Origin of the sequence: Enterobacter chinensis, assembly GCF_034008295.1 — a bacterium.
GTDB classification, from domain to species: Bacteria; Pseudomonadota; Gammaproteobacteria; order Enterobacterales; family Enterobacteriaceae; genus Enterobacter; species Enterobacter chinensis.
In genome coordinates, this window is record NZ_JARDVI010000001.1 from 222,940 (window position 1) to 242,988 (window position 20,049).

General features: G+C 55.2%; 22 protein-coding genes and 2 tRNA genes. 11 read left to right on the forward strand and 13 right to left on the reverse strand.

Annotated features, from left to right (window positions below):
• Positions 1-290: 290 nt before the first annotated feature.
• The 4 genes from pykF to PYW49_RS01155 form a co-directional block, all read right to left on the reverse strand.
• Entirely contained in the window at positions 291-1,712 is a 1,422-nt protein-coding gene (gene pykF, locus PYW49_RS01145) for a pyruvate kinase PykF (RefSeq protein WP_047348822.1), read from the reverse strand.
• Positions 1,713-1,719: 7 nt separating this feature from the next.
• Positions 1,720-2,016, reverse strand: a complete 297-nt coding sequence (gene ynhH, locus PYW49_RS23415; RefSeq protein ID WP_455350752.1) for a protein YnhH — start codon at positions 2,014-2,016, stop codon at positions 1,720-1,722.
• Positions 2,017-2,089: 73 nt separating this feature from the next.
• Positions 2,090-3,235: a trans-sulfuration enzyme family protein gene (locus PYW49_RS01150; protein ID WP_320385835.1), complete on the reverse strand. Its 1,146-nt coding sequence runs from the start codon at positions 3,233-3,235 to the stop codon at positions 2,090-2,092.
• A gap of 11 nt (positions 3,236-3,246) precedes the next feature.
• A complete protein-coding gene (locus tag PYW49_RS01155) occupies positions 3,247-4,617 on the reverse strand; it encodes a cystathionine beta-synthase (RefSeq protein WP_320385390.1) in 1,371 nt (456 codons plus the stop codon).
• Positions 4,618-5,017: 400 nt separating this feature from the next.
• On the opposite strand from PYW49_RS01155, the gene PYW49_RS01160 reads away from it, so the two are divergent.
• From PYW49_RS01160 to fumD, 4 genes are all read left to right on the forward strand, one after another.
• Entirely contained in the window at positions 5,018-6,040 is a 1,023-nt protein-coding gene (locus PYW49_RS01160; protein WP_320385391.1) for a methionine ABC transporter ATP-binding protein, read from the forward strand.
• Positions 6,033-6,701: a methionine ABC transporter permease gene (locus tag PYW49_RS01165; protein WP_047348818.1), complete on the forward strand. Its 669-nt coding sequence runs from the start codon at positions 6,033-6,035 to the stop codon at positions 6,699-6,701. The genes PYW49_RS01160 and PYW49_RS01165 overlap by 8 nt, the downstream gene beginning before the upstream one ends.
• Positions 6,702-6,724: 23 nt before the next feature.
• Positions 6,725-7,537 carry a MetQ/NlpA family ABC transporter substrate-binding protein gene (locus PYW49_RS01170; protein WP_134350002.1) on the forward strand — a complete coding sequence of 271 codons (813 nt, stop codon included), beginning with the start codon at positions 6,725-6,727 and terminating at the stop codon, positions 7,535-7,537.
• 110 nt (positions 7,538-7,647) lie between these two features.
• Positions 7,648-7,857 (forward strand): fumarate hydratase FumD, encoded by a 210-nt coding sequence (gene fumD, locus PYW49_RS01175; protein ID WP_134350003.1) that lies wholly within the window; start codon positions 7,648-7,650, stop codon positions 7,855-7,857.
• Here the strand turns inward: fumD and PYW49_RS01180 are convergent.
• Genes PYW49_RS01180 through PYW49_RS01195 form a run of 4 tightly spaced genes read right to left on the reverse strand, consistent with a single transcriptional unit; the run spans position 7,838 to position 10,931 of the window.
• Positions 7,838-8,524: an amino acid ABC transporter permease gene (locus tag PYW49_RS01180; protein WP_320385392.1), complete on the reverse strand. Its 687-nt coding sequence runs from the start codon at positions 8,522-8,524 to the stop codon at positions 7,838-7,840. The genes fumD and PYW49_RS01180 overlap by 20 nt on opposite strands.
• Positions 8,508-9,284, reverse strand: coding sequence for an amino acid ABC transporter permease (locus PYW49_RS01185; protein ID WP_320385393.1), 777 nt, complete (start codon positions 9,282-9,284; stop codon positions 8,508-8,510). Before PYW49_RS01185 ends, PYW49_RS01180 begins: the two co-directional genes overlap by 17 nt.
• Positions 9,284-10,099: an amino acid ABC transporter ATP-binding protein gene (locus PYW49_RS01190; RefSeq protein ID WP_320385394.1), complete on the reverse strand. Its 816-nt coding sequence runs from the start codon at positions 10,097-10,099 to the stop codon at positions 9,284-9,286. The genes PYW49_RS01185 and PYW49_RS01190 overlap by 1 nt, the downstream gene beginning before the upstream one ends.
• A 1-nt stretch (position 10,100) precedes the next feature.
• A complete protein-coding gene (locus PYW49_RS01195) occupies positions 10,101-10,931 on the reverse strand; it encodes an ABC transporter substrate-binding protein (protein WP_166790978.1) in 831 nt (276 codons plus the stop codon).
• A 245-nt stretch (positions 10,932-11,176) separates the two neighbouring features.
• On the opposite strand from PYW49_RS01195, the gene PYW49_RS01200 reads away from it, so the two are divergent.
• From PYW49_RS01200 to PYW49_RS01215, 4 genes are all read left to right on the forward strand, one after another.
• Positions 11,177-11,344, forward strand: coding sequence for a hypothetical protein (locus PYW49_RS01200; protein WP_165383588.1), 168 nt, complete (start codon positions 11,177-11,179; stop codon positions 11,342-11,344).
• Positions 11,345-11,451: 107 nt separating this feature from the next.
• Positions 11,452-12,777, forward strand: coding sequence for a sensor histidine kinase (locus PYW49_RS01205; protein WP_320385395.1), 1,326 nt, complete (start codon positions 11,452-11,454; stop codon positions 12,775-12,777).
• Positions 12,770-13,381: a response regulator transcription factor gene (locus PYW49_RS01210; RefSeq protein ID WP_134350008.1), complete on the forward strand. Its 612-nt coding sequence runs from the start codon at positions 12,770-12,772 to the stop codon at positions 13,379-13,381. The genes PYW49_RS01205 and PYW49_RS01210 overlap by 8 nt, the downstream gene beginning before the upstream one ends.
• 90 nt (positions 13,382-13,471) lie before the next feature.
• Positions 13,472-13,951 carry a GlcG/HbpS family heme-binding protein gene (locus PYW49_RS01215; protein WP_320385396.1) on the forward strand — a complete coding sequence of 160 codons (480 nt, stop codon included), beginning with the start codon at positions 13,472-13,474 and terminating at the stop codon, positions 13,949-13,951.
• A 36-nt stretch (positions 13,952-13,987) separates the two neighbouring features.
• Here PYW49_RS01215 and PYW49_RS01220 read toward each other — a convergent pair whose 3' ends face one another.
• Positions 13,988-14,128: a hypothetical protein gene (locus PYW49_RS01220; protein WP_003857665.1), complete on the reverse strand. Its 141-nt coding sequence runs from the start codon at positions 14,126-14,128 to the stop codon at positions 13,988-13,990.
• 125 nt (positions 14,129-14,253) lie between these two features.
• Between PYW49_RS01220 and PYW49_RS01225 the strand changes: the two genes are divergently transcribed.
• Together PYW49_RS01225 and PYW49_RS01230 are read left to right on the forward strand one after the other, a co-directional pair.
• The gene (locus PYW49_RS01225) at positions 14,254-15,036 is read left to right on the forward strand and encodes an MBL fold metallo-hydrolase (RefSeq protein WP_320385397.1); all 783 of its coding nucleotides are present in this window, start codon (positions 14,254-14,256) and stop codon (positions 15,034-15,036) included.
• Between the two features lie 72 nt (positions 15,037-15,108).
• The gene (locus tag PYW49_RS01230; protein ID WP_047348810.1) at positions 15,109-15,744 is read left to right on the forward strand and encodes a carbonic anhydrase; all 636 of its coding nucleotides are present in this window, start codon (positions 15,109-15,111) and stop codon (positions 15,742-15,744) included.
• A gap of 28 nt (positions 15,745-15,772) precedes the next feature.
• On the opposite strand, the gene PYW49_RS01235 is transcribed toward PYW49_RS01230, so the two are convergent.
• The 4 genes from PYW49_RS01235 to mdtK form a co-directional block, all read right to left on the reverse strand.
• Positions 15,773-17,368 (reverse strand): FAD-NAD(P)-binding protein, encoded by a 1,596-nt coding sequence (locus PYW49_RS01235; RefSeq protein WP_320385398.1) that lies wholly within the window; start codon positions 17,366-17,368, stop codon positions 15,773-15,775.
• A gap of 118 nt (positions 17,369-17,486) precedes the next feature.
• Positions 17,487-17,563 (reverse strand) — tRNA-Val (locus tag PYW49_RS01240).
• Positions 17,564-17,567: 4 nt separating this feature from the next.
• Positions 17,568-17,644, reverse strand: a tRNA-Val gene (locus tag PYW49_RS01245).
• A 153-nt stretch (positions 17,645-17,797) separates the two neighbouring features.
• Positions 17,798-19,171 (reverse strand): MdtK family multidrug efflux MATE transporter, encoded by a 1,374-nt coding sequence (mdtK, locus tag PYW49_RS01250; RefSeq protein WP_320385399.1) that lies wholly within the window; start codon positions 19,169-19,171, stop codon positions 17,798-17,800.
• Positions 19,172-19,396: 225 nt separating this feature from the next.
• On the opposite strand from mdtK, the gene PYW49_RS01255 reads away from it, so the two are divergent.
• On the forward strand, positions 19,397-20,038 hold the full coding sequence (locus PYW49_RS01255) for a riboflavin synthase (RefSeq protein ID WP_047348807.1): 642 nt from the start codon (positions 19,397-19,399) through the stop codon (positions 20,036-20,038).
• Positions 20,039-20,049 lie beyond the last annotated feature (11 nt).

Genomic DNA, 20,049 nt, shown 5'->3' on the forward strand with positions numbered 1-20,049 from the left:
GAGTTAATCTCCATGTAGCGTTACAAGTATTACACAAAGTTTTTTGGGTTGAGAATATTTTTTTGATGGGAATACACCTATTTTTGATCGTTCGCTCAAAGAAGCATCGAATCAGCCCTTTTCGGGCAAAAATCTAAGGAAAAAAAGGCATTTATCATCGGATTCATCTTAGATAATTCGCAATTAAATAGAAAAACCCGATTTGCTTTTTGAATGACTTTGGCTAATGCGAGGAATAAAAAAAGCGCCCGGAGGGCGCTTTTAATCAAAATTAATTCGTTCGGGAATTATTACAGCACGTGAACAGATGCGGTATTGGTCGTTCCGCTTGGTACCAGCGCACCAGAAACCATGACCACAACGTCCCCTTTTTGTGCCAGACCACGATCAACCAGCTCCAGCGCCACTTCTTTACCCAGACGGTAGAAATCATCGGTAGAAGCGATCTCTTTCACCAGGTGAGGGATCACGCCTTTGCTCAGTACCAGCTGACGGGCAGTGGTTTCGTTGGTGGTCAGCGCCAGGATAGTCGCATCCGGGAAGTATTTACGCACGGCACGAGCAGATTTACCGCCCTGGGTGGCAACCACGATCAGTGGCGCTTCCAGTTTCTCAGCGGTTTCTACTGCACCGCGGCACACCGCTTCGGTGATGCGCAGCTTGCGGCTGTCGTTGTTGTAGTCCAGACGGCTCTTCATTACGCGGTCGGTACGTTCGCAGATGGTGGCCATGATGGACACTGCTTCCAGCGGATATTTACCTTTCGCGGATTCGCCGGACAGCATAACGGCATCCGTACCATCGAGGATGGCGTTAGCCACGTCGCCTGCTTCAGCGCGGGTTGGGCGTGGGTTTTTGATCATGGAGTCCAGCATCTGCGTTGCGGTGATAACCACTTTACGCGCGCGAACGCATTTCTCGATCATCATCTTCTGCGCGAAGATCACTTCTTCAACCGGGATTTCAACGCCCAGGTCGCCACGGGCAACCATGATGCCGTCAGACGCTTCGAGGATTTCGTCGAAGTTGTTCAGGCCTTCCTGGTTTTCAATTTTGGAGATGATCTGGATCTTCTCGCCGCCGTGCGCTTTCAGGTGCTCACGGATTTCAACCACGTCGGAACGTTTACGGATGAAGGAAGCAGCAACGAAGTCAACGCCTTGCTCGCAACCGAAGATCAGGTCTTGTTTGTCTTTTTCAGCCAGCGCTGGCAGCGCGATGGAAACGCCCGGCAGGTTAACGCCTTTGTTCTCGCCCAGGTCGCCGTTGTTCAGCACTTTACAGATAACCTTGTTACCTTCGATAGCGGTGACTTCCATACCGATCAGACCATCGTCTACCAGCACGGTGTTACCAACGGACAGGTCGCTGGTGAAGCCTTCATAGGTCACTGCAACGATTTCATTGTTGCCGACCACGGATTTGTCCGTGGTGAAGGTGAAGGTCTGGCCCGCTTTCAGAGAAACGTCGTTACCGCCTTCCAGTTTGATGGTACGGATTTCTGGACCTTTGGTGTCCAGCAGGATGGCGGCTTTTTTACCGGTCTTGCTCATCACGTTGCGCAAGTTCTGGATACGCTGACCGTGTTCTGCGTAGTCACCGTGGGAGAAGTTCAGACGCATCACGTTCATGCCGGCGTCCAGCATTTTGGTCAGCATCTCTTCAGATTCGGTTTTCGGGCCGATAGTACAAACAATTTTCGTCTTTTTCATGACAGTCTTAGTCTTTAAGTTGGGAAGGATATGGAAATCTCGCTCCGGGGGCGCACCGCCGCGGAGTCAAACCTGTGTTGCAAAAGAGTATATGACACGCACTAAGGATAGGAGACATCAAATGAGCGTGCAGAAGAAAGTGTGCCTGAGTGACAGCCCAACGAAGGAGAGGAGAAGTTGTACGTTGTTTTTTGTATTCCAAGCGCTGAAACCATTCACCAGGGATTAGGCGCGCATTATACGCTGGTTTTAAGATAAAAGGAAAATGGAAACGGTGTTTCAGAATTAATCTGTGCAGTTTCACATAATATTGTTATCAAGGCGTTAAGCCATGATGACAACTTATGGCGGCAGGTGATTGACCTGCCGCGTTTTGCTTATTTTTGCAGCGCCTGGCTGAGGTCGGCAATCAGGTCTTTCGGATCTTCAATCCCCACCGACAGGCGGATCAGCTGCGGCACAATGCCGTTTGCCAGCCGTTGCTCAAGCGGAATGGAGGCGTGCGTCATGCTGTAAGGCTGGCTCACAAGACTTTCTACGCCGCCGAGGCTTTCCGCGAGGGTGAACAACTTCAGGTTGCGAATCACCTCGGTGGCGCGTTGCGCATCGCCTTTTACCACGACGGAAATCATCCCACCGGGTAGCGCCATCTGCGTGCGGGCAAGCTGATATTGCGGGTGCGATTCCAGGCCGGGATAGAATACTTTTTCGACCAGAGGATGTTGCTCGAGCCATTGCGCAATCGCCAGCGCGTTGGTGCTGTGCTTTTCGACCCTCAGCGCAAGCGTGCGGATACCGCGCAGCGTCAGGAAACTGCTGAACGGATCCAGAACGCCGCCCACCGCGTTTTGCAGATAGCCGAGCTTTTCAGCCAGCGTCTTGTTATCTCCCACCACCGCCAGCCCGGCGACGACGTCGGAGTGGCCGTTAAGGTATTTGGTGGCGGAGTGCACCACAATATCGAAACCCGACTCTAGCGGACGGTGGATCACCGGCGACGCGAAGGTGTTATCCGCCACGCTGATGACGTTATGACGACGGGCAATTTGCGCAATGGCCGCCAGATCCGCCAGCTTTAGCAGCGGGTTGGTTGGCGTTTCGACCCACACCATGCGGGTTTCCGGACGAATGGCGGCCTCAAGCCCGGCCAGGTCGTCCGGTTTAACCCAGCTGACCTGCAGGCCGGTGCTGCGCTTGCGCACGTTCTCGATCAGGCGATACGTCCCGCCGTAAACATCATCAATGGCGACAATGTGGCTGTCTTTATCCAGCAGTTCGAGCACCGTGGAAATAGCCGCCAGACCGGAAGCAAACGCGTAGCCGCGCGTGCCGCCTTCCAGTTCGGCGATGGCGGTCTCCAGCGCGTGGCGAGTCGGGTTGCCGCTGCGGGAATATTCATAGCCGGTATGTTCTCCGGGAGAGGGTTGCGCAAACGTCGAGGTGGCGTAAATCGGCGGCATCACCGCGCCGTGCTGATCGTTGAACTCGCCGCTGTGGACGCTCAGGGTTGCCAGGTTTTTCATCATCTATTCCTTTATTGCTGTAGGCGGTTGCGCCATGCGGTCAGCACGTCGCTGCGCGTAATCAGACCCAGAAAGCGGTCATTGTCATTAATCACGGCCACCAGACCGCGGTCGAAGATGGCGTTCAGGGCGCTTTCCGGGGCGTGTTTATCAAGGAACTCCACCTGACGCGTCATGGCCGCCGTCACCGGAAGCGCGAAGCGATCGCCGTCGCCGCCGATATGCCGCAGAAGATCCCATTCGTCGATAATGCCCACCACCTTGCCGTTCTCCAGCACCGGCAGCTGGGAAATGTCATACAGACGCATGCGCGCCAGTACGGTAGAAAGCGTGTCATCCGGAGCGGCGGTAACGGTGGCGCCTTCATCGTGACGCAGGGCGATGTAGTCGGAGAGATCGCCTGCCTGCGGGCGTGCGATCAGCCCTTGCTGACGCATCCAGTCATCGTTGAACATCTTCGAGAGATATTTGTTGCCGCTGTCGCAGGCGAAGGTCACCACGCGTTTCGGCGTGGTCTGCGCCTGGCAATACTTCAGCGCGGCCGCCAGCAGCGTGCCGCTGGAGGAGCCCGCAAGAATGCCTTCCGTTTTCAGTAGATCGCGCGCGGTGGTGAACGCTTCGCGGTCGGTGATGCGCCAGGCGCGATTCACGCCTTCGATGTGGGCCAATGGAGGAATAAAGTCTTCACCGATCCCCTCAACCAGCCATGAGCCTGCATCGTGGTAACGTCCGGTTTCTACCTGGTCGGCCAGCACGGATCCGGCCGGGTCCGCGAGGATAAACTCCGTGTGTGGAGAATGCTCGGCGAACCACGCCTGCAGGCCGCCCAGCGTACCGCCAGAACCGACGCCCACCACGATGGCGTCGATCTTGCCGTCAAGCTGCTCATACAGTTCCGGTGCCGTGGTGGTGCGGTGTGCCAGCGGGTTGGCTTCGTTATTGAACTGGTCAATGTAAAACGCGCCAGGCAGCTCATTGGCCAGACGCTGGGCGTAATCCTGGTAATAGGCGGGATGGCCCTTATTGACGTCGGAGCGGGTCAGCACCACCTGAGCCCCCAGCGCGCGCAGGTGGAAAATCTTCTCGCGGCTCATTTTGTCCGGCACCACCAGGATCAGCGAGTAGCCTTTCTGGGCGGCGATCAGGGCCAGGCCGAGACCGGTATTGCCCGCCGTTGCCTCAACGATCGTGCCGCCCGGCTGCAGCTGGCCGGTACGCTCCGCTTCGTTAATCATCGACAACGCCACGCGATCTTTAATAGAGCCGCCCGGATTCTGGTTTTCCAGCTTCAGAAACAGCGAGCAGGGACCGGTATCAAGCTTGTGCAGCTGGATAAGCGGAGTACGGCCAATCAGTTCGGTGACGGAGTGGTAAATCGTCATGATGTTTTCCTTTCTGGATGTCATGACGGGATGATAGGGCGGTGAAATTTTCGCAATAAAGAACCATTCACTGCCTTTTAGAACGGAAAGGAATATAAATGACGTTTTTGGATGTCAGGACAGCAAGACGTAAAGTTGTCTGGATGTGAGGATGGCTATACTGGCATAAAATGCTGCAAAAATGACCGTTTTTTGCGGGCGTGAGCCAGAAGATATGCATCTGGCAGATATTCATTGCTGAAATTGGTCTAAATGCTGCCCACCCGGTAAATCCGCTGTTTATTTCCGAAAGTTATAACACATTCTTTTTTGTTCATTTAAAAGCTGATAACGCCTGTTTACTATCGTTTGGACATCCATACTGCTAAACCGCCACGGGCGGCACGGATAACGAATAAGAATGATTGTACTGAGCAATATTTCGAAGGTTTTTGACAACGGAAAGGTGGCACTCACGGCCGTTGATAACGTCAATTTGACGATAGCGCAGGGGCAGATATACGGGATTATCGGTTACAGCGGGGCAGGGAAAAGCACGCTGATTCGCCTGCTGAACGGTCTGGAAAAACCCAGCACCGGCAGCGTAACCATCAACGGGCAGAACATTTCTGCCGCTAAAGGTGAAGCCTTACGCCAGGCGCGTCTGAAGATCAGCATGGTGTTCCAGCATTTCAACCTGCTGTGGTCGCGTACGGTGAGTGAGAATATCGCTTTCTCCATGCAAATCGCCGGGGTACCTAAAGCTGACATTAAGGCCCGCGTGGCCGAGCTTATCGAACTTGTCGGTTTGAAAGGCCGCGAGCATGCGTACCCGTCACAGCTTAGCGGCGGGCAAAAGCAGCGCGTGGGTATTGCGCGCGCGCTGGCCAATAGTCCCGATGTGCTGCTCTGTGATGAAGCCACGTCCGCACTCGACCCACAGACCACCGATCAGATCCTCGATCTGCTGCTGGACATTAACCGTCGTTTTAAACTGACCATCGTGCTGATCACGCACGAAATGCATGTGGTGCGCAAAATCTGCGACCGCGTGGCGGTGATGGAGAACGGTAAAGTGGTGGAAGAGGGGGACGTGCTGAGCGTCTTTACCCATCCACAGCAGCCGATCACCCGGCAGTTTGTCCGCCAGGTGAGTCAGTATGCCGAGGACGAAACCTTCAATACTGAACTGGCAAACGATCTGGAAGGCACGGTCATCAGGCTGACCTTTACCGGCCACAGCACGCATAAGCCGGTTGTGGGTGAACTGACCCTGCGCTACGGCCTGACGTTTAACATTCTGCACGGAAAAATGACGCAAACCGCCCACGGCGTGTTTGGTCAGCTCTGGGTGCACGTCATGGCATCCGATGAACAACTGAACAATATCCTCGCCGACCTAAAGCACAGCGATATTGAAGGCGAGGTCGTTAAACATGGCTGAGGATCTCTTTCCGCATCTCAAGTGGGATCAACTCTGGGCGGCGACGCTGGAAACGCTGTACATGACCGCACTGTCCGGGGTGGCGACCTTTGTACTGGGGATCGTGCTGGGCCTGGCGTTGTTTTTAACCGCGCGCGGCGGATTGTTCCACAACCGCACGGTCTATAGCGTCATTTCGATTGTGGTGAACGTGTTCCGCTCGATTCCGTTCATCATTCTGATTGTCCTGCTGATCCCGTTCACCAAGACCGTCGTGGGCACCATTCTTGGCGCCAACGCGGCACTGCCAGCGCTGATTGTGGGCGCCGCACCGTTCTACGCACGCCTGGTGGAGATTGCCCTGCGTGAAGTGGATAAAGGCGTGATAGAAGCGACGCGCTCGATGGGCGCGCGACTGAGCACGTTAGTGTTTCGGGTTTTACTGCCGGAATCATCACCTGCACTGGTATCAGGAATTACGGTAACGCTGATTGCGCTGGTGAGCTACAGCGCAATGGCGGGGGTGATTGGCGCCGGTGGTTTGGGAAATCTGGCTTATCTGGAAGGATTCCAGCGCAACCATGGTGACGTCACGCTGGTGGCAACGGTGACCATTCTGATCATCGTTTTCATTATCCAGTTCTGCGGCGACGCCATTACTTCTCTGTTAGATAAACGCTAATAAATACACACAGGAACCACATCATGAAAAAGACACTGACACTGATCGCCGCAGCAACCCTGAGCGCCCTGAGCTTCGCCTCCTGGGCTGATACCCTGACCGTGGGGGCATCCAACACGCCGCACGCCGAAATTCTGGAGCAGGCAAAGCCGATTCTGGCGAAGCAGGGTATCGACCTGGAGATCAAACCTTTCCAGGACTACATTCTGCCCAACACCGCGCTGGCCGGGCGTGACATTGACGCCAACTATTTCCAGCACATTCCATACCTGAACAGCGTGCTGAAAGATCACGCGGGCGATAAGGATTACGATTTTGTCAGCGCGGGCGCGATCCACATTGAGCCCATCGGCATCTACTCCAAAAAATACAAGTCGCTGAAGGACCTGCCGGAAGGCGGCAAGATCATCATGCGCGACGCCGTTTCTGAAGAGGGCCGCATTCTCTCTATCTTCGAGAAAGAGGGCGTGATCAAGCTCAAGCCGGGCATCGACAAAGTGACCGCGCGCATCAGCGACATCGTGGAGAACCCGAAAAAACTGAAGTTCACGCCTAACGTGGAAGCGTCCCTGCTGCCGCAGATGTACAACAACAACGAAGGCGATGCGGTGGTGATTAACGCCAACTACGCGATTGACGCTGGTCTGGATCCGGTTCATGACCCGATTGCCGTTGAGAGCGGTGAAAATAACCCGTACGCCAACATCATTACCGTTCATCGCGGTGACGAGAAGAAGAAAGATATCGTCGCGCTGGTGAACGTGCTGCACTCGAAAGAGATTCAGGACTGGATCCGCACTAAGTACAAAGGCGCGGTCATTCCAGTAAACAACTAATTAGCTGATTTTACAGATGAAGCCCGGTGAGTCTCTCGCCGGGCTTCTTTTTTGTATCCGGCAGGAGAATCATTTAAGCTCAACGTTTAAAAGGCAATGGAGTGATGACGATGGGTAACGTGACCAAAGATGAAGCGCTGTACCAGGAGATGTGCCGGGTGGTCGGAAAGGTCGTTCTGGAGATGCGTGATTTAGGGCAGGAGCCAAAGCATATTGTCATTGCCGGGGTGCTGCGTACGGCGCTGGCGAACCAGCGCGTACAGCGTAGCGCGTTAACCACGCAGGCGATGGAAACGGTAGTTAAAGCGCTGGCCGGGTAATGCGCCAGCGCTTCGCAAACTGCTCAAGCGAGCAGCAGAGCAGGTAGTAGACCACGCCCGTAAAGATAAAAATGGCCGCCGGGTAGATTTGCACCCGGTTGTTGACCTGTCCTGCCACCGTGGTCAGTTCTGGTACGTTCACGATAAACGCCAGCGACGTATCCTTCAGCAGGCTGATAAAGATACCCACTAGTGACGGCAGAATATTTCTCAGCGCCTGCGGCAGCAGCACGCGCCACAGCGTTTGCTGGGTGCTAAACCCCTGAGACAGCGCGGCTTCGTACTGCCCTGACGGTAGCGCGTTAAGCCCGGCCAGCACCGAGTGCATTACGGTTGCCGCCGTAAACCAGGCCAGGGCCAGCGTGACGGTCAGCGCCCCCGGCAGGTCACCCCCGGTGATGAGCGGCAGGAGATACCACATCCAGAAAATCACGAAGATAAGCGGGATACCACGAATCAGCTCAGCCCACAAAAAGAGGGCGTTACGCACGAGCCCGGTAAAGCGCCAGGCCAGACACGCGAGCGCAACTCCACCGGGCAGGGCGATGACCGCAGCACCAATCGCCATCATTAACGAGAGCAATACGCCACCCGGTTCACCGGTTGCCGCACGCCCCCACAGCAGATAGTCAAGGTTATCGGCAATGACATTAAGTCCGGCAATCATGTTTTTCACTCCCTGAGGTGACGACGATCGGGCTTTTACGTTTCGCTTGAGGTCCGATGCGAACCAGCACCATCCCCATCGCCAGACCGGTCAGGAGATAGAGTGCGGTACCGAGGGTAAATGCCTCCAGCGCGTGCGCGTTATAGCTCTCAATCTGCCTGACCTGATAGGTCAGCTCGGCAAAGCCAATCCCGCTGGCGAGCGAGGAGAGCTTCATCAGATTAAGATACTGCCCCACAACCGGTTGCCAGGCGTTGGCCAGCCCCTGCGGCAGAAGGATGTAACGAAACAGGCGCCACGCGGAGAATCCCTGTGCAAGCGCTGCCTCCCGCTGCCCGGCCGGAACAGAACGCAATCCAGATTCCACTTCTTCGATTAAAAACGCCGAGGTAAAAACACCTAACCCCCAGGCGGAACAGAGAAACTCGGGCGTAAACCACCAGACGTCGCCGGGCAGAATTGACCAGCTGTGATCCGCGTTTACCACGTCGCGAAACGCCTGCGGTAGCCCGTTCCAGGCGGCAAAATACCAGAACAGCAGCTGGACCAGCAGCGGCGTATTGCGAAACAGCGATACCCAGCTGCTGACGACCGCATTCCCGACGCGCCCGCCGGAAAGGCGCAGGAGCATAAAGAGCAGTGCAAGCAGGCTGGCCAGCATGACTCCCGCAAGGGTCACCCACAGGGTGGTGAGAAATCCGGAGAGGATCCACTGCAGAGGCTGTCCGGTCAGTACCCCCTGCCAGTCGAGCGCGGGCATTACAGATGCTCCTGATGCAGCGGGTTAAGCACCTTTTGCAGGAACCGCTGCGCGCGCGGATGCGAGGGCTGGCTGAAAAATTGCGCCGGGGGGGCAATTTCCAGAATTTGCCCCCCGTCGATAAAGACCACCCGATCGGCAATTTCCCGGGCGAACTGCATCTCATGGGTCACCACAATCATCGTGATCCCACTGTGGGCAAGGGCTTTCATCACAAACAGCACTTCGCCAATCATCTCTGGATCCAGCGCGGAGGTAGGTTCATCGAACAGGATTATCTGCGGTGAAGAGGCCAGGGCGCGGGCAATCGCCACGCGCTGCTGCTGTCCACCGGAAAGCTCTGCGGGGAAATGGTGGGCCTTTTCCAGCATCCCGACTTTCTCCAGCAGGGCCAGCGCGCGCTCCTGGGCAGGCAGCGGTTTCCAGCCGTGAACGTGCTCCAGTGCCAGGGTGATATTCTGGCTGGCGGTGAGATGGGCATACAGATTGAACTGCTGGAACACAAACCCCACGCGGCTTCGCAGCTGGCGCAGTCCGGAACCGGAAAGCTTTCCGGTAGGCTTATTGTCGACCAGAATCTCTCCGCCGCTCAGGGTTTCAAGCTGGTTGATAAGACGAATCAGGGTGGATTTACCGGAGCCCGAAGGGCCGAGGATGGCAACCACTTCACCGGGCGTGATGGTGAGGTTAATGTCGTTTAAAACCTGATGGTCACCGTAGCGTTTGTCCACATGACGAAACTCGACGCTGGCCTGTTCCAGATGTGAAAAATCCGCGGCACCGGCCGCGGAGTGTGAGAATAAACCTGAGAGCATATTATCTGGCTTCTATTTTAAAAGCGCGAGGCTGTGGAGCAGGGGTGTCTGGACCGAACCAGACATCGTAGATTTTTGCCGCCTGGCCGTTCTTCTCAAGATTGACCAGTTCATCGTTGACGGCTTTCAGCAGCGCCGCTTCACCTTTTTTCACCCCAACGCCAATCTCTTCTTTGCTCAGCAGGTCGGGCAGGATTTTGAAGTTCGCTTTGTCCGGTGCCTGCGCCAGCAGACCCGCCAGAATGGTGCTGTCCTGGGTAATGGCCTGCACGTTGCCGTTGCGCAGTGCCGTCAACGCCAGCGGAATATCGTCATAAGAGAGCACGCGGGACTGCGGGAAACGCTGGTGCAGCGCCTGTTCACCCGTTGTGCCTTTTACCGCGCCAATGCGTGCCCGGCTGTAGTCTTCGAGCTTATCCGGAGATTTTGCCGGGACCAGGAATTGCTGGCCGGTGACAAAATAAGGCGTCGAGAAATCAATCACCTGCGCGCGTTCCGGGGTGATGGTGATATCCGCCACGATCAGGTCTGCTTTTCCGGACTGCAGCAGCGGAATACGGTTGGCCGGATTGGTGGCGACCAGTTCAAGTTTCACGCCAAGCGATTTTGCCAGCGCTTTGGCGAAGTCCACGTCGTAACCCACGATCTCATGCGTTTTTGCATCAACAGAGCCAAACGGCGGATTGGCGTCAAAGGTGGCCACTTTCACCACCCCTGCGGCCTTAATATCGGCCAGCTTATCGGCCTGCGCCTGTGCTGAAAGCAGGCTCCCGGCCGCCAACAATCCCAAAACCAGTGTCCGTTTTGTAAACCCTTTCATATTTGCTGCCATAGTCATACGCCATCCCGTTGTTTTTGTTTTACCTCGCTACGCTCCCATAAGCGAAAGCTATCGCCAAATAAGAAATCGTTCTTTGCTATGAGCAAAAAAGCATTAGTGAACAAGGTGTTAATGAAGCGTGAAAAGAACAGGATGCTATTTGCAAATCCTGCACATCGACAGTGGATTTTGGTATTTCCCCTGCGCGGAAATTGGGTGTTTAACTGAGAACAGGTTAAGCGAGAGAGGTTGAGACGATGAAAAAATGGATCAGCACGTTACGGCGGTTTTTTGCGACCCGACCAGTGAATGCGGAGAACAGCGCGCAACGTGTTCTTGAGTCAATACTGCCTGTCGCCAGCCTGTATGGCATAGACGTTGCCAACATTGACCCGGAGTGGTTCCATGATAAAACGTCACGCTGAATTGCGCCGCACGCGCGAAATGTACTGGAATGAGCTGTGCTGAATTTTGTTCTGATGCCGGATAGCTGTTAATGTCGACAGATGGTTGAGTCTGCTCAGTTAACGGAATGAAGAACCCTTTTTTCAAGCGCGGCATTATTGTCTGGACGATAGTCTGCCTCATCAGCGGCGTGTTGCTCTATGCCGAACAAATTCGCCGCCAGTTCTGGGAGCGCGATCGCGAGTTCGCGGCACTCTTCTCTGAATTAAGCGCGGTATTAACGCAAAATGAATCTGTACTGCCGCTTCTGAACGGCGATGAAGATATTGCCGCCCTGCGCAAAAAATTCCCTCAGCTTCTTGTTCTGGAAAAGACTACCGGACGCGCGCTTGATGCGCCAAGGGTTGAGCCTGCCCACGAGATGCGGTACTGGCTTTACAACCCCTGGCGTCAAATCCGCGTGCTGGTAGATCTCGGCCCGATCCTGAATGCCCATCATCCTTTTACCCATCTCGGGATCCGTTTTACGCCGAACGGTGACGAGCAGGCGTCTGACGCCTTCTGGCACTGGCAACGTACCTTCCCGCAGCATACTCAACCTTTCACGCTGGAGGCCGATTCACAGCCGGCCTGGTTCGGCGTCAACGGGTCTATTTATCCCTTACTTTTTATCGGATGGGGGATAGTGATTGCGCTGGCGTGCGTGGTGTTCTGGCAGCGTAGAGCGCGTAAAGATGCCGAGCAAAGGGCGCTCTATTATCAGCACGCCAGACTCAATACTCTGGGGGAAATCACCGCTGGAATTGTGCATGAGATAAACCAGCCGCTTACCGCCGCGCAGACATGGATCCAGGGCGCACAGCGCCAGCTGCAGCAGGACAACGGGCAGGCAGTGTCGCAGGCGCTGGCGGCCGCACTGACGCAAATGCAGCGTATTAGCGCCTTGCTGACCCGTTTTCGCGAACACGTTGTACAGGAGAAGGTGATCCTGCGTGAAACCGATCTGGTGCACTGCTGGCTGCAGGTAGTGAACCTGCTTGAGCACGAACGCAGGGCCGAACATATTACGGTCAGCCATGCATTTGCCCCGGGAGCAACGACGGTGCTGGCAGACCGTCTGTGGCTGGAACAGGTGCTGCATAACCTGCTCAGCAATGCGATTCAGGCCCAGCAGCCGGATACTGCCGGTTGGGTTAAAATTGAGAGTCAGAAAAACGAGAGCGGCGTGCTGATCACCATCACAGACGGCGGTCCAGGCTTTAGCCCTGAGGCGTTGCAGAATGCCTTCATGCCGTTTTACAGCGGCAGAGCAGTGGGTATTGGTCTGGGGATGACCTTAACGGAATCATTAATGACGCGTATGAATGGCTCGATTACGCTGGGTAACGCGCCGCAGGGCGGGGCGCAGATCCGACTCCAGCTGGCGCATGGAAAGGAGGCGAAGGATGAATAAAACAATCTGGCTGATTGATGATGATGAGTCTATCAGAGAGTCGATGGCGTTTTTGCTTTCGGGGATGGGCTGGCCGGTAAAGACGTTTGAAAGCGTCGACGCCTTTATCGCTGCCCATGCACGGGATACGGCGCTGGTGGGGTGTATGCTGCTGGATATGCGTATGCCAGGCAAAGGCGGACTCGCCTGGTTGGAAGAGGGCAAGTGGCCCTGGCCATTGTTGCCGGTGATTATCATGACCGGCCACGGAACCGTTGACGCTTGCCGTCGGGCATTTCATAACGGCGTCTTTGAGTTTTTCACCAAGCCGCTGGATGCTGACAAACTTATCGAAACGGTGGGTCAGGCCTTCGAGGAAAGTCAGCGCCGCTTTGCCGACTGGCAGGAAACGTCCCGGGTTAAGGCGCGTTTCGCACAGCTGACCGCGCGGGAACATGAAGTGCTGGGCAAACTGATGGAAGGACTCAGCAACAAGGAGGCGGCTGCACGGCTGAACCTCTCGCCGCGAACGGTGGAAGCGCACCGCGCGGCGGCATTTACCAAGCTTGGCGTCAGTAGCCTGGTCCAGGCAATCCGGGAATACGATAAATTGCAATCCGTATAACTACCAGGTTGAGTGCGTAATCAACCGAATACCGTTTTATCGCGCGGCTGAGTAACCTCTGCTTTGTCTCCCAACACGCGAGGATGCGCGATGAAAAAATTAATGATGGTTGCGGCACTGGCCGCGGGTAGCCTGAGCCTGGCGGCGCAGGCCGATACGTTGAGCCAAAAGAATCTCTCACTGGCCCAGGCGAACGCGCTGGCAACGTCCGCTATTCAGGCGTGTACGGCAAAAAATTATCAGGTGACGGTCACCGTGGTTGACCGTGCTGGCGTGGTAAAAGCGGTACAGCGTACGGATAATGCCGGCCCGCACACGGTTAAAGCCAGTGAAATGAAAGCCTGGACGGCGCTCAGCGCCAAGAATGCGTCAGGCAAAGTGATGGAAGCGGCGCAGAGCAACGCCGGTGCGCAAAACATGCGTGACATCCCGGGCTTCCTGCTGCTGGCGGGTGGCCTGCCGGTGAAAGAGGGCGATGAGACGATCGGGGCGATTGGTATCGGCGGTGCGCCGGGCGGTCAGCTTGATGAAGCCTGCGCTCAGGCAGCCATTGACGGGCTCAAAAAGTAACACAAAAAAAAGCACCGGTTTCCCGGTGCTTTTTTATCAGATCTTGCAGGCATCGCCGCAGTCGTCGTCGGCGACAATCGCCTGCGCTTTTTTGTCTGCATCGTCCAGACGTTCCGCATTACGCTCTTCGGCTTCATCCAGACCGTTAAAGACTAAGTTATCGAGATCAATTTCCATGTGGCACCTGCTCTGTTCAGTATGTGATTCTGGCACAGTATAGGGCAAAAAAAGCCAGCAATGTACCTCGCAGCACATAACGATAATCCCTGCCATACTCAGTGCTTTATTGCTGAGGAGAGCCCATGATTACACTCTGTAAAACCTGTGGAACCGCCTATGACGCACAGCCGGACAGGTGTCCGATTTGCGAGGATGAACGCCAGTATGTGCCTGCTACGGGACAAACATGGACAGATTTCGACACCGTAACCGCTACGCATAGCAATAAATGGCAGCAGCTGGAGCCGCGGTTGTTCGGTATTAAAACGGTTCCCGCGTTTGCTATCAACCAGCGGGCGCTGCTCCTGCAAACGCCCCACGGCAATATCCTCTGGGACTGCATTGCCAACCTCGACCCCGCCACCAAAACGATCATCACCGCTCTCGGCGGCATCAGCGCGATTGCGATTTCGCATCCGCACTATTACACCACGATGCAGGAGTGGGCCGCGGCGTTTGATGCACCGGTGTATCTGCACGCCAGCGACAGAGAGTGGGTCATGCGCGACAGCCCGGCCATTCATTTCTGGCAGGGGGATGTGCTGGAGGTTTTCCCGTCGGTCACCCTGCTGCGTCTGGGCGGGCATTTTGCCGGCGGAACGGTACTGCACTGGCAGGAGGGGGAAGGGGTATTGCTGGTGGGCGATATTCTGCAGGTCACGCCCGGGAAAGATGCCGTCTCGTTTATGTGGAGCTATCCTAACTATCTCCCGCTACCGGCCCGCACCGTGGCGTCGGTTGTCAGTCATCTGGAAGGAAGAACGTTTGCACGCCTGTACGGCGCGTTCGAAGGGCAGAATATCCAGGCCAACGCGGACGAGATTGTGCAGCGGTCGGGCCAGAAATATATTGCTTGTCTGAAGTAAACCACGATGGGTAAACTTTACGAGTGTGATCTCGATCATACCTAAACTAAAACAGATAAAAGAGACATTGCTATGCAACATATCATTGAAGGTTTTCTCAGCTTTCAAAAAGAGATTTTCCCGCAACGTAAAGAACTCTTCCGCAGTTTAGCGTCCAGCCAGAATCCCAAAGCGCTGTTCATCTCTTGCTCCGACAGCCGTCTGGTCCCAGAGCTGGTCACCCAGCAAGAGCCGGGACAACTCTTTGTCATTCGTAATGCTGGCAACATCGTGCCGCCTTTCGGACCAGAGCCTGGCGGCGTGTCTGCCACTATCGAATACGCCGTTGTGGCGCTGGGCGTAACGGATATCGTTATCTGTGGCCACTCCAACTGTGGGGCGATGAAGGCGATTGCGGATAACGCGAATCTGGAGCCAATGCCGGCGGTGTCACACTGGCTGCGCTATTCCGACGCGGCAAAAGCCGTGGTGGAGAAAAAAACCTGGGATAAGCCGATCGATAAAGTCAATGCGATGGTGCAGGAGAACGTGTTTGCGCAACTGAGCAACATTAAGACCCATCCGTCCGTTGCGGTGGGCCTGCGTAATAACTCCATCCGACTGCACGGCTGGGTGTACGACATTGAAAGCGGCAAAATCCTTGCGCTGGATAAAGCGACGAAAACTTTCGTCTCACTGTCTGAAAACCCGGAAGTCTACTTCGAGTAATCAGCAACAGCAGGGCATGGAAGCCCTGTCAGTCCTCACTGTACGGTAATCTCCGCCGTAATCCCGTCGCGGGTTTTTCAGCCGCTTTCGCCATTGCCTCTGCAATCTCTGCACACTCCGCCAACCCCTGAACAAAGGGACGATCGTGCATCAGCCACGGTATCGCACCGAAGGCAATGCGTCCGCGAACGGTTTCAGGCGCTTTTAGGGTGTAATCCTCACCGATGTCGGGTATCTCTTCGCCCGTTGTTTCCAGCTGTTTGCGCAGCGTCGGGAAGGGCAGATCCTTCGTTTTGAGCGGCTTTTGCCCACGTGCGTCAATAAACACGTCGAAACGATAAACGGTCTCTTTTGTAGTTATCACCGTCCGGTCGCTACCAACATCAAGCGTGTAATCGTCACCGAGCGCTGCCACGCTAATGATACCGGCTTCGCGAAGTGCGAGAAGCCGGCGGATTGACTGCGGAGGAATGGCTGCATAGTTGTCGATAAATACCCGGGCGAGCCCCTGTTTGAAGCGTTTTCTGTCCTGTTCGTTAAGATGGGGAACGATCTCCTGAACCACTTCATGCAGCCGAAGCACGGTATAGCGCCATGCCACGGTGCGCCGTTCGCGTTTGTTCCGCTCAACCTCGTTGAGATTCTCTTCCGCCCAGGTAAAGGGGCCGTGCCGTTTACGATCCTCAAACCAGGCCTCGCGAATACTGTCCGCGTTTTGCTGATGCAGAGACACTTTCTTACACCACGCCGGGTCAGCGAGTTGAAGTTCTTTCACCATCAGGGCAAAGATGCGGTCAAGCAGGCCATCCGGCCCTTTGCCGATCTCAGTTTCAACCACGCATTCGGTTAAGACCGACAGCGGCTCATAAGGAATAGGGCAGTAAAAATCGGCTTCTGGCAGAATGCCCGTCCGGGACATCAGGAGAATATTTAACGCTTCGCTGCCGTCATCCAGGACGAATTTATCGTCGCGAAACGCACCATGCTGCATCACCACCGCCATGGCGGCGTCGAGACCGCTTAACGATGTCCCCATAATACCAACGCGGCAGGGAGGAATGCTCGCGTCCATCAGACCGGACCAGGGGCTTGGAAAGAACGCGCGGGTGGCTTTGTCCTCGTCTGGCCAGACGTGACCGGTGGCGATAACCGCAAGGTCAAAGCGCTCAGGAAAGTCGCTATCGTCGACTGAAAGCGTGATGCCAGCCTCCGAGGGGATGATGTCGGTTACGCAGGCGGATTCATGGATATCAACCTGAAACCCCCGCTTTTTAGCCTCTTCAATGATTGAGCGAAAGCTGTCGCGAAAATACTCACCCAGCAGGATCCGGGGCAGGAACTGCCGGTCATGCAAACGGGCTTTATCCACCTTAAAGCGCGCCAGATGGGCGTCACTCTGGCCCTTAAGCCAGTCGAGGTAAGTCATAAACAGCGGCGGGATTTCAATGCTCGCGATGTTTGCCAGCATCAGACGAGAGTTATCGTCGTCGTTATAGGGCATGCCCACGCCAGCTTCATCAGCCTGTTCAAAGACGGAGACCGAAAGCGGCTGAGGGTTTTTAAGAAGCGCGTAAAAGGTGTAAATCCCTGTAGGGCCGGAACCGATAATGGCGATTTTCTTCATCGACGGTTTTCCTCTCTTTTTTCCATGAGAAAAGCGTAGCAGGAGAACAGTGATGAAAATAAGGGATTAGGAAAATTCAGGATATCAGAAGAGGATTTGCACCATTTCAGGACTGAAATGGTGCGTCCGAGTGGACTCGAACCACCGACCCCCACCATGTCAAGGTGGTGCTCTAACCAACTGAGCTACGGACGCAGAATGGTGCGTTCAATTGGACTCGAACCAACGACCCCCACCATGTCAAGGTGGTGCTCTAACCAACTGAGCTATGAACGCAACGTGTTGTCGGTGACAACGGGGACGAATATTAGCGGCACAGCCCCAATGAGGCAAGAGGGAAAATGCATTTTTCTCTCTGATTTCACGCGATTGCTTTATTACCGCGCAAAGTGAAGAGAAAGTAGCCGCCGGCTGGCGGCTACTGCGTATTTAACGTGCAGCGCGTTGCAAAATGACCGTTGATGGCTGGCGCTGCAGGAAGCGCATTCGCATCATCATCATAATCGCCGCCGACGTCAGGCCGATGATAAAGCCCATCCAGAACCCTGCCGGACCCATGCGATCCACCACCAGATCGGTAAGTGCCAGGATGTAGCCAGTCGGTAGACCTAGCACCCAGTAGGCGATGAAGGTGATAAAGAAGATGGATCGCGTGTCTTTATATCCGCGCAGCACGCCGCTGCCAATTACCTGGATGGAGTCCGAGATCTGGTATATAGCGGCCAGCAGCATCAGATGCGAGGCCAGCGCGACCACTTCCGGACTGTCGTTATAGAGCAGGGCAATCTGCTCGCGCAGCGCAACGGTAAAAAGCGCCGTGCAGATGGCCATGCAGACGCCGACGCCCAGCCCGGTCCGGGCGGCCGTTTGCGCATCCAGCGTAGAGCCTTGCCCCAGGCGGAAGCCCACTCGAATGGTCACTGCCGCGGCCAGCGACATCGGCAGGACGAACATCAGGGAACTGAAGTTCAGCGCAATCTGGTGCCCGGCCACGTTCACAATGCCCAGCGGGGAGACCAGCAGGGCGACCACGGCAAACAGGGTTACCTCAAAGAACAGCGCCAGGGCAATTGGCAACCCTAACTGCACCAGACGCGTCATGATGTTCCAGTCCGGGGTGCTAAAGCGGTTCTCGTTACGAATATCGCGCATTGAACGGGCGCGTTTTACAAAGGTGATCATCGAGAAAAACATCACCCAGTAAACGGCTGCTGTCGCCACGCCGCAGCCGACGCCGCCCAGCTCAGGCATCCCGAAATGGCCGTAAATAAAGATATAGTTAACCGGAATATTGACCAGCAAACCAATAAAGCCCATCACCATCCCGGGCTTGGTTTTCGCCAGGCCTTCACACTGGTTACGTGCCACCTGGAAAAAGAGGTAGCCAGGCGCCCCCCAAAGCAGGGCGCGCAGATAGCCCACGGCTTTATCAGCCAGTGCCGGGTCAATATTATGCATAGCGCGTATGATATGGCCCGCGTTCCAGAGCACGACCATGATCAGCACAGAGACAAACCCTGCCAGCCAGAACCCCTGACGGACCTGATGGGCAATGCGCTCGCGACGACCCGAGCCATTGAGCTGAGCGATAACAGGCGTGAGCGCGAGCAGCAGACCGTGGCCGAACAGGATGGCCGGAAGCCAGATTGACGTGCCGATAGCCACGGCCGCCATATCGGTGGCGCTGTAGCCACCTGCCATTACCGTATCCACAAATCCCATTGCGGTCTGGGCCACTTGCGCGATGATCACTGGTATAGCCAGTGCCAATAACTGGCGCGCTTCATTCATGTACTTCTGCACGTGAACACCTTTATTTTGTAGTTATTTGAGAGACTAAAAAAGCCGCCGAAACGGGCAGCAAGAAGAAAATGCAGGGGGGTGCCAGCTATTGTAGCGGGCTTTAGCTATTTATCTAGTGAAAAAATCGCCAGAAAATGCGCCCCGCTGGCAACCTGTTTTTCCAACTGTTATTGTGGTGGGATTAAACGGTGTCATCACCGCCCGGAAAAAACAGGAGTTGTAAGCATGTTTACTGGTATTGTGCAGGGCACCGCCAAAGTGGTGTCCATTGATGAAAAACCTAATTTCCGTACTCATGTTGTTGAGCTGCCGGAATATATGCTTGAGGGTATTGAAACCGGCGCGTCTATTGCCCATAACGGCTGCTGCCTGACCGTAACCGAAATTAACGGCAACCAGATTAGCTTTGATTTAATGAAAGAGACGCTGCGCATCACCAACCTGGGCGAGCTGGTGGTGGGGGATACCGTCAACGTTGAGCGAGCGGCGAAGTTCAGCGACGAGATTGGCGGCCATCTGATGTCGGGGCACATCATGACCACCGCTGAAGTGGCGAAAATCGTGACCTCGGAAAATAACCGTCAAATCTGGTTTAAAATGCAGGATCCTTCATTAATGAAATACATCCTCTACAAAGGATTTATTGGCATTGACGGGATTAGCCTGACGGTGGGGGAAGTGACGCCAACGCGTTTTTGCGTACATTTAATTCCTGAAACGCTGCAGCGCACTACGCTGGGCGCGAAAAAGCTGGGACATCGCGTAAATATTGAAATCGATCCGCAAACCCAGGCGGTGGTCGATACGGTTGAACGCGTGCTGGCCGCAAAAGAAGCCGCAATAATAAAGACCGTCGAAGAAGAATAAAAATAACCCCG

Coding starts and splice junctions, on each gene's coding strand:
- pykF (WP_047348822.1), bottom strand. CDS start 1,712: ATGAAAAAGACGAAAATTGTTTGTACTATCGGCCCGAAAACCGAATCT.
- PYW49_RS01150 (WP_320385835.1), bottom strand. CDS start 3,235: ATGAAAAACCTGGCAACCCTGAGCGTCCACAGCGGCGAGTTCAACGAT.
- PYW49_RS01155 (WP_320385390.1), bottom strand. CDS start 4,617: ATGACGATTTACCACTCCGTCACCGAACTGATTGGCCGTACTCCGCTT.
- PYW49_RS01160 (WP_320385391.1), top strand. CDS start 5,018: ATGATTGTACTGAGCAATATTTCGAAGGTTTTTGACAACGGAAAGGTG.
- PYW49_RS01165 (WP_047348818.1), top strand. CDS start 6,033: ATGGCTGAGGATCTCTTTCCGCATCTCAAGTGGGATCAACTCTGGGCG.
- PYW49_RS01170 (WP_134350002.1), top strand. CDS start 6,725: ATGAAAAAGACACTGACACTGATCGCCGCAGCAACCCTGAGCGCCCTG.
- fumD (WP_134350003.1), top strand. CDS start 7,648: ATGGGTAACGTGACCAAAGATGAAGCGCTGTACCAGGAGATGTGCCGG.
- PYW49_RS01180 (WP_320385392.1), bottom strand. CDS start 8,524: ATGATTGCCGGACTTAATGTCATTGCCGATAACCTTGACTATCTGCTG.
- PYW49_RS01185 (WP_320385393.1), bottom strand. CDS start 9,284: ATGCCCGCGCTCGACTGGCAGGGGGTACTGACCGGACAGCCTCTGCAG.
- PYW49_RS01190 (WP_320385394.1), bottom strand. CDS start 10,099: ATGCTCTCAGGTTTATTCTCACACTCCGCGGCCGGTGCCGCGGATTTT.
- PYW49_RS01195 (WP_166790978.1), bottom strand. CDS start 10,931: ATGGCAGCAAATATGAAAGGGTTTACAAAACGGACACTGGTTTTGGGA.
- PYW49_RS01200 (WP_165383588.1), top strand. CDS start 11,177: ATGAAAAAATGGATCAGCACGTTACGGCGGTTTTTTGCGACCCGACCA.
- PYW49_RS01205 (WP_320385395.1), top strand. CDS start 11,452: ATGAAGAACCCTTTTTTCAAGCGCGGCATTATTGTCTGGACGATAGTC.
- PYW49_RS01210 (WP_134350008.1), top strand. CDS start 12,770: ATGAATAAAACAATCTGGCTGATTGATGATGATGAGTCTATCAGAGAG.
- PYW49_RS01215 (WP_320385396.1), top strand. CDS start 13,472: ATGAAAAAATTAATGATGGTTGCGGCACTGGCCGCGGGTAGCCTGAGC.
- PYW49_RS01220 (WP_003857665.1), bottom strand. CDS start 14,128: ATGGAAATTGATCTCGATAACTTAGTCTTTAACGGTCTGGATGAAGCC.
- PYW49_RS01225 (WP_320385397.1), top strand. CDS start 14,254: ATGATTACACTCTGTAAAACCTGTGGAACCGCCTATGACGCACAGCCG.
- PYW49_RS01230 (WP_047348810.1), top strand. CDS start 15,109: ATGCAACATATCATTGAAGGTTTTCTCAGCTTTCAAAAAGAGATTTTC.
- PYW49_RS01235 (WP_320385398.1), bottom strand. CDS start 17,368: ATGAAGAAAATCGCCATTATCGGTTCCGGCCCTACAGGGATTTACACC.
- PYW49_RS01255 (WP_047348807.1), top strand. CDS start 19,397: ATGTTTACTGGTATTGTGCAGGGCACCGCCAAAGTGGTGTCCATTGAT.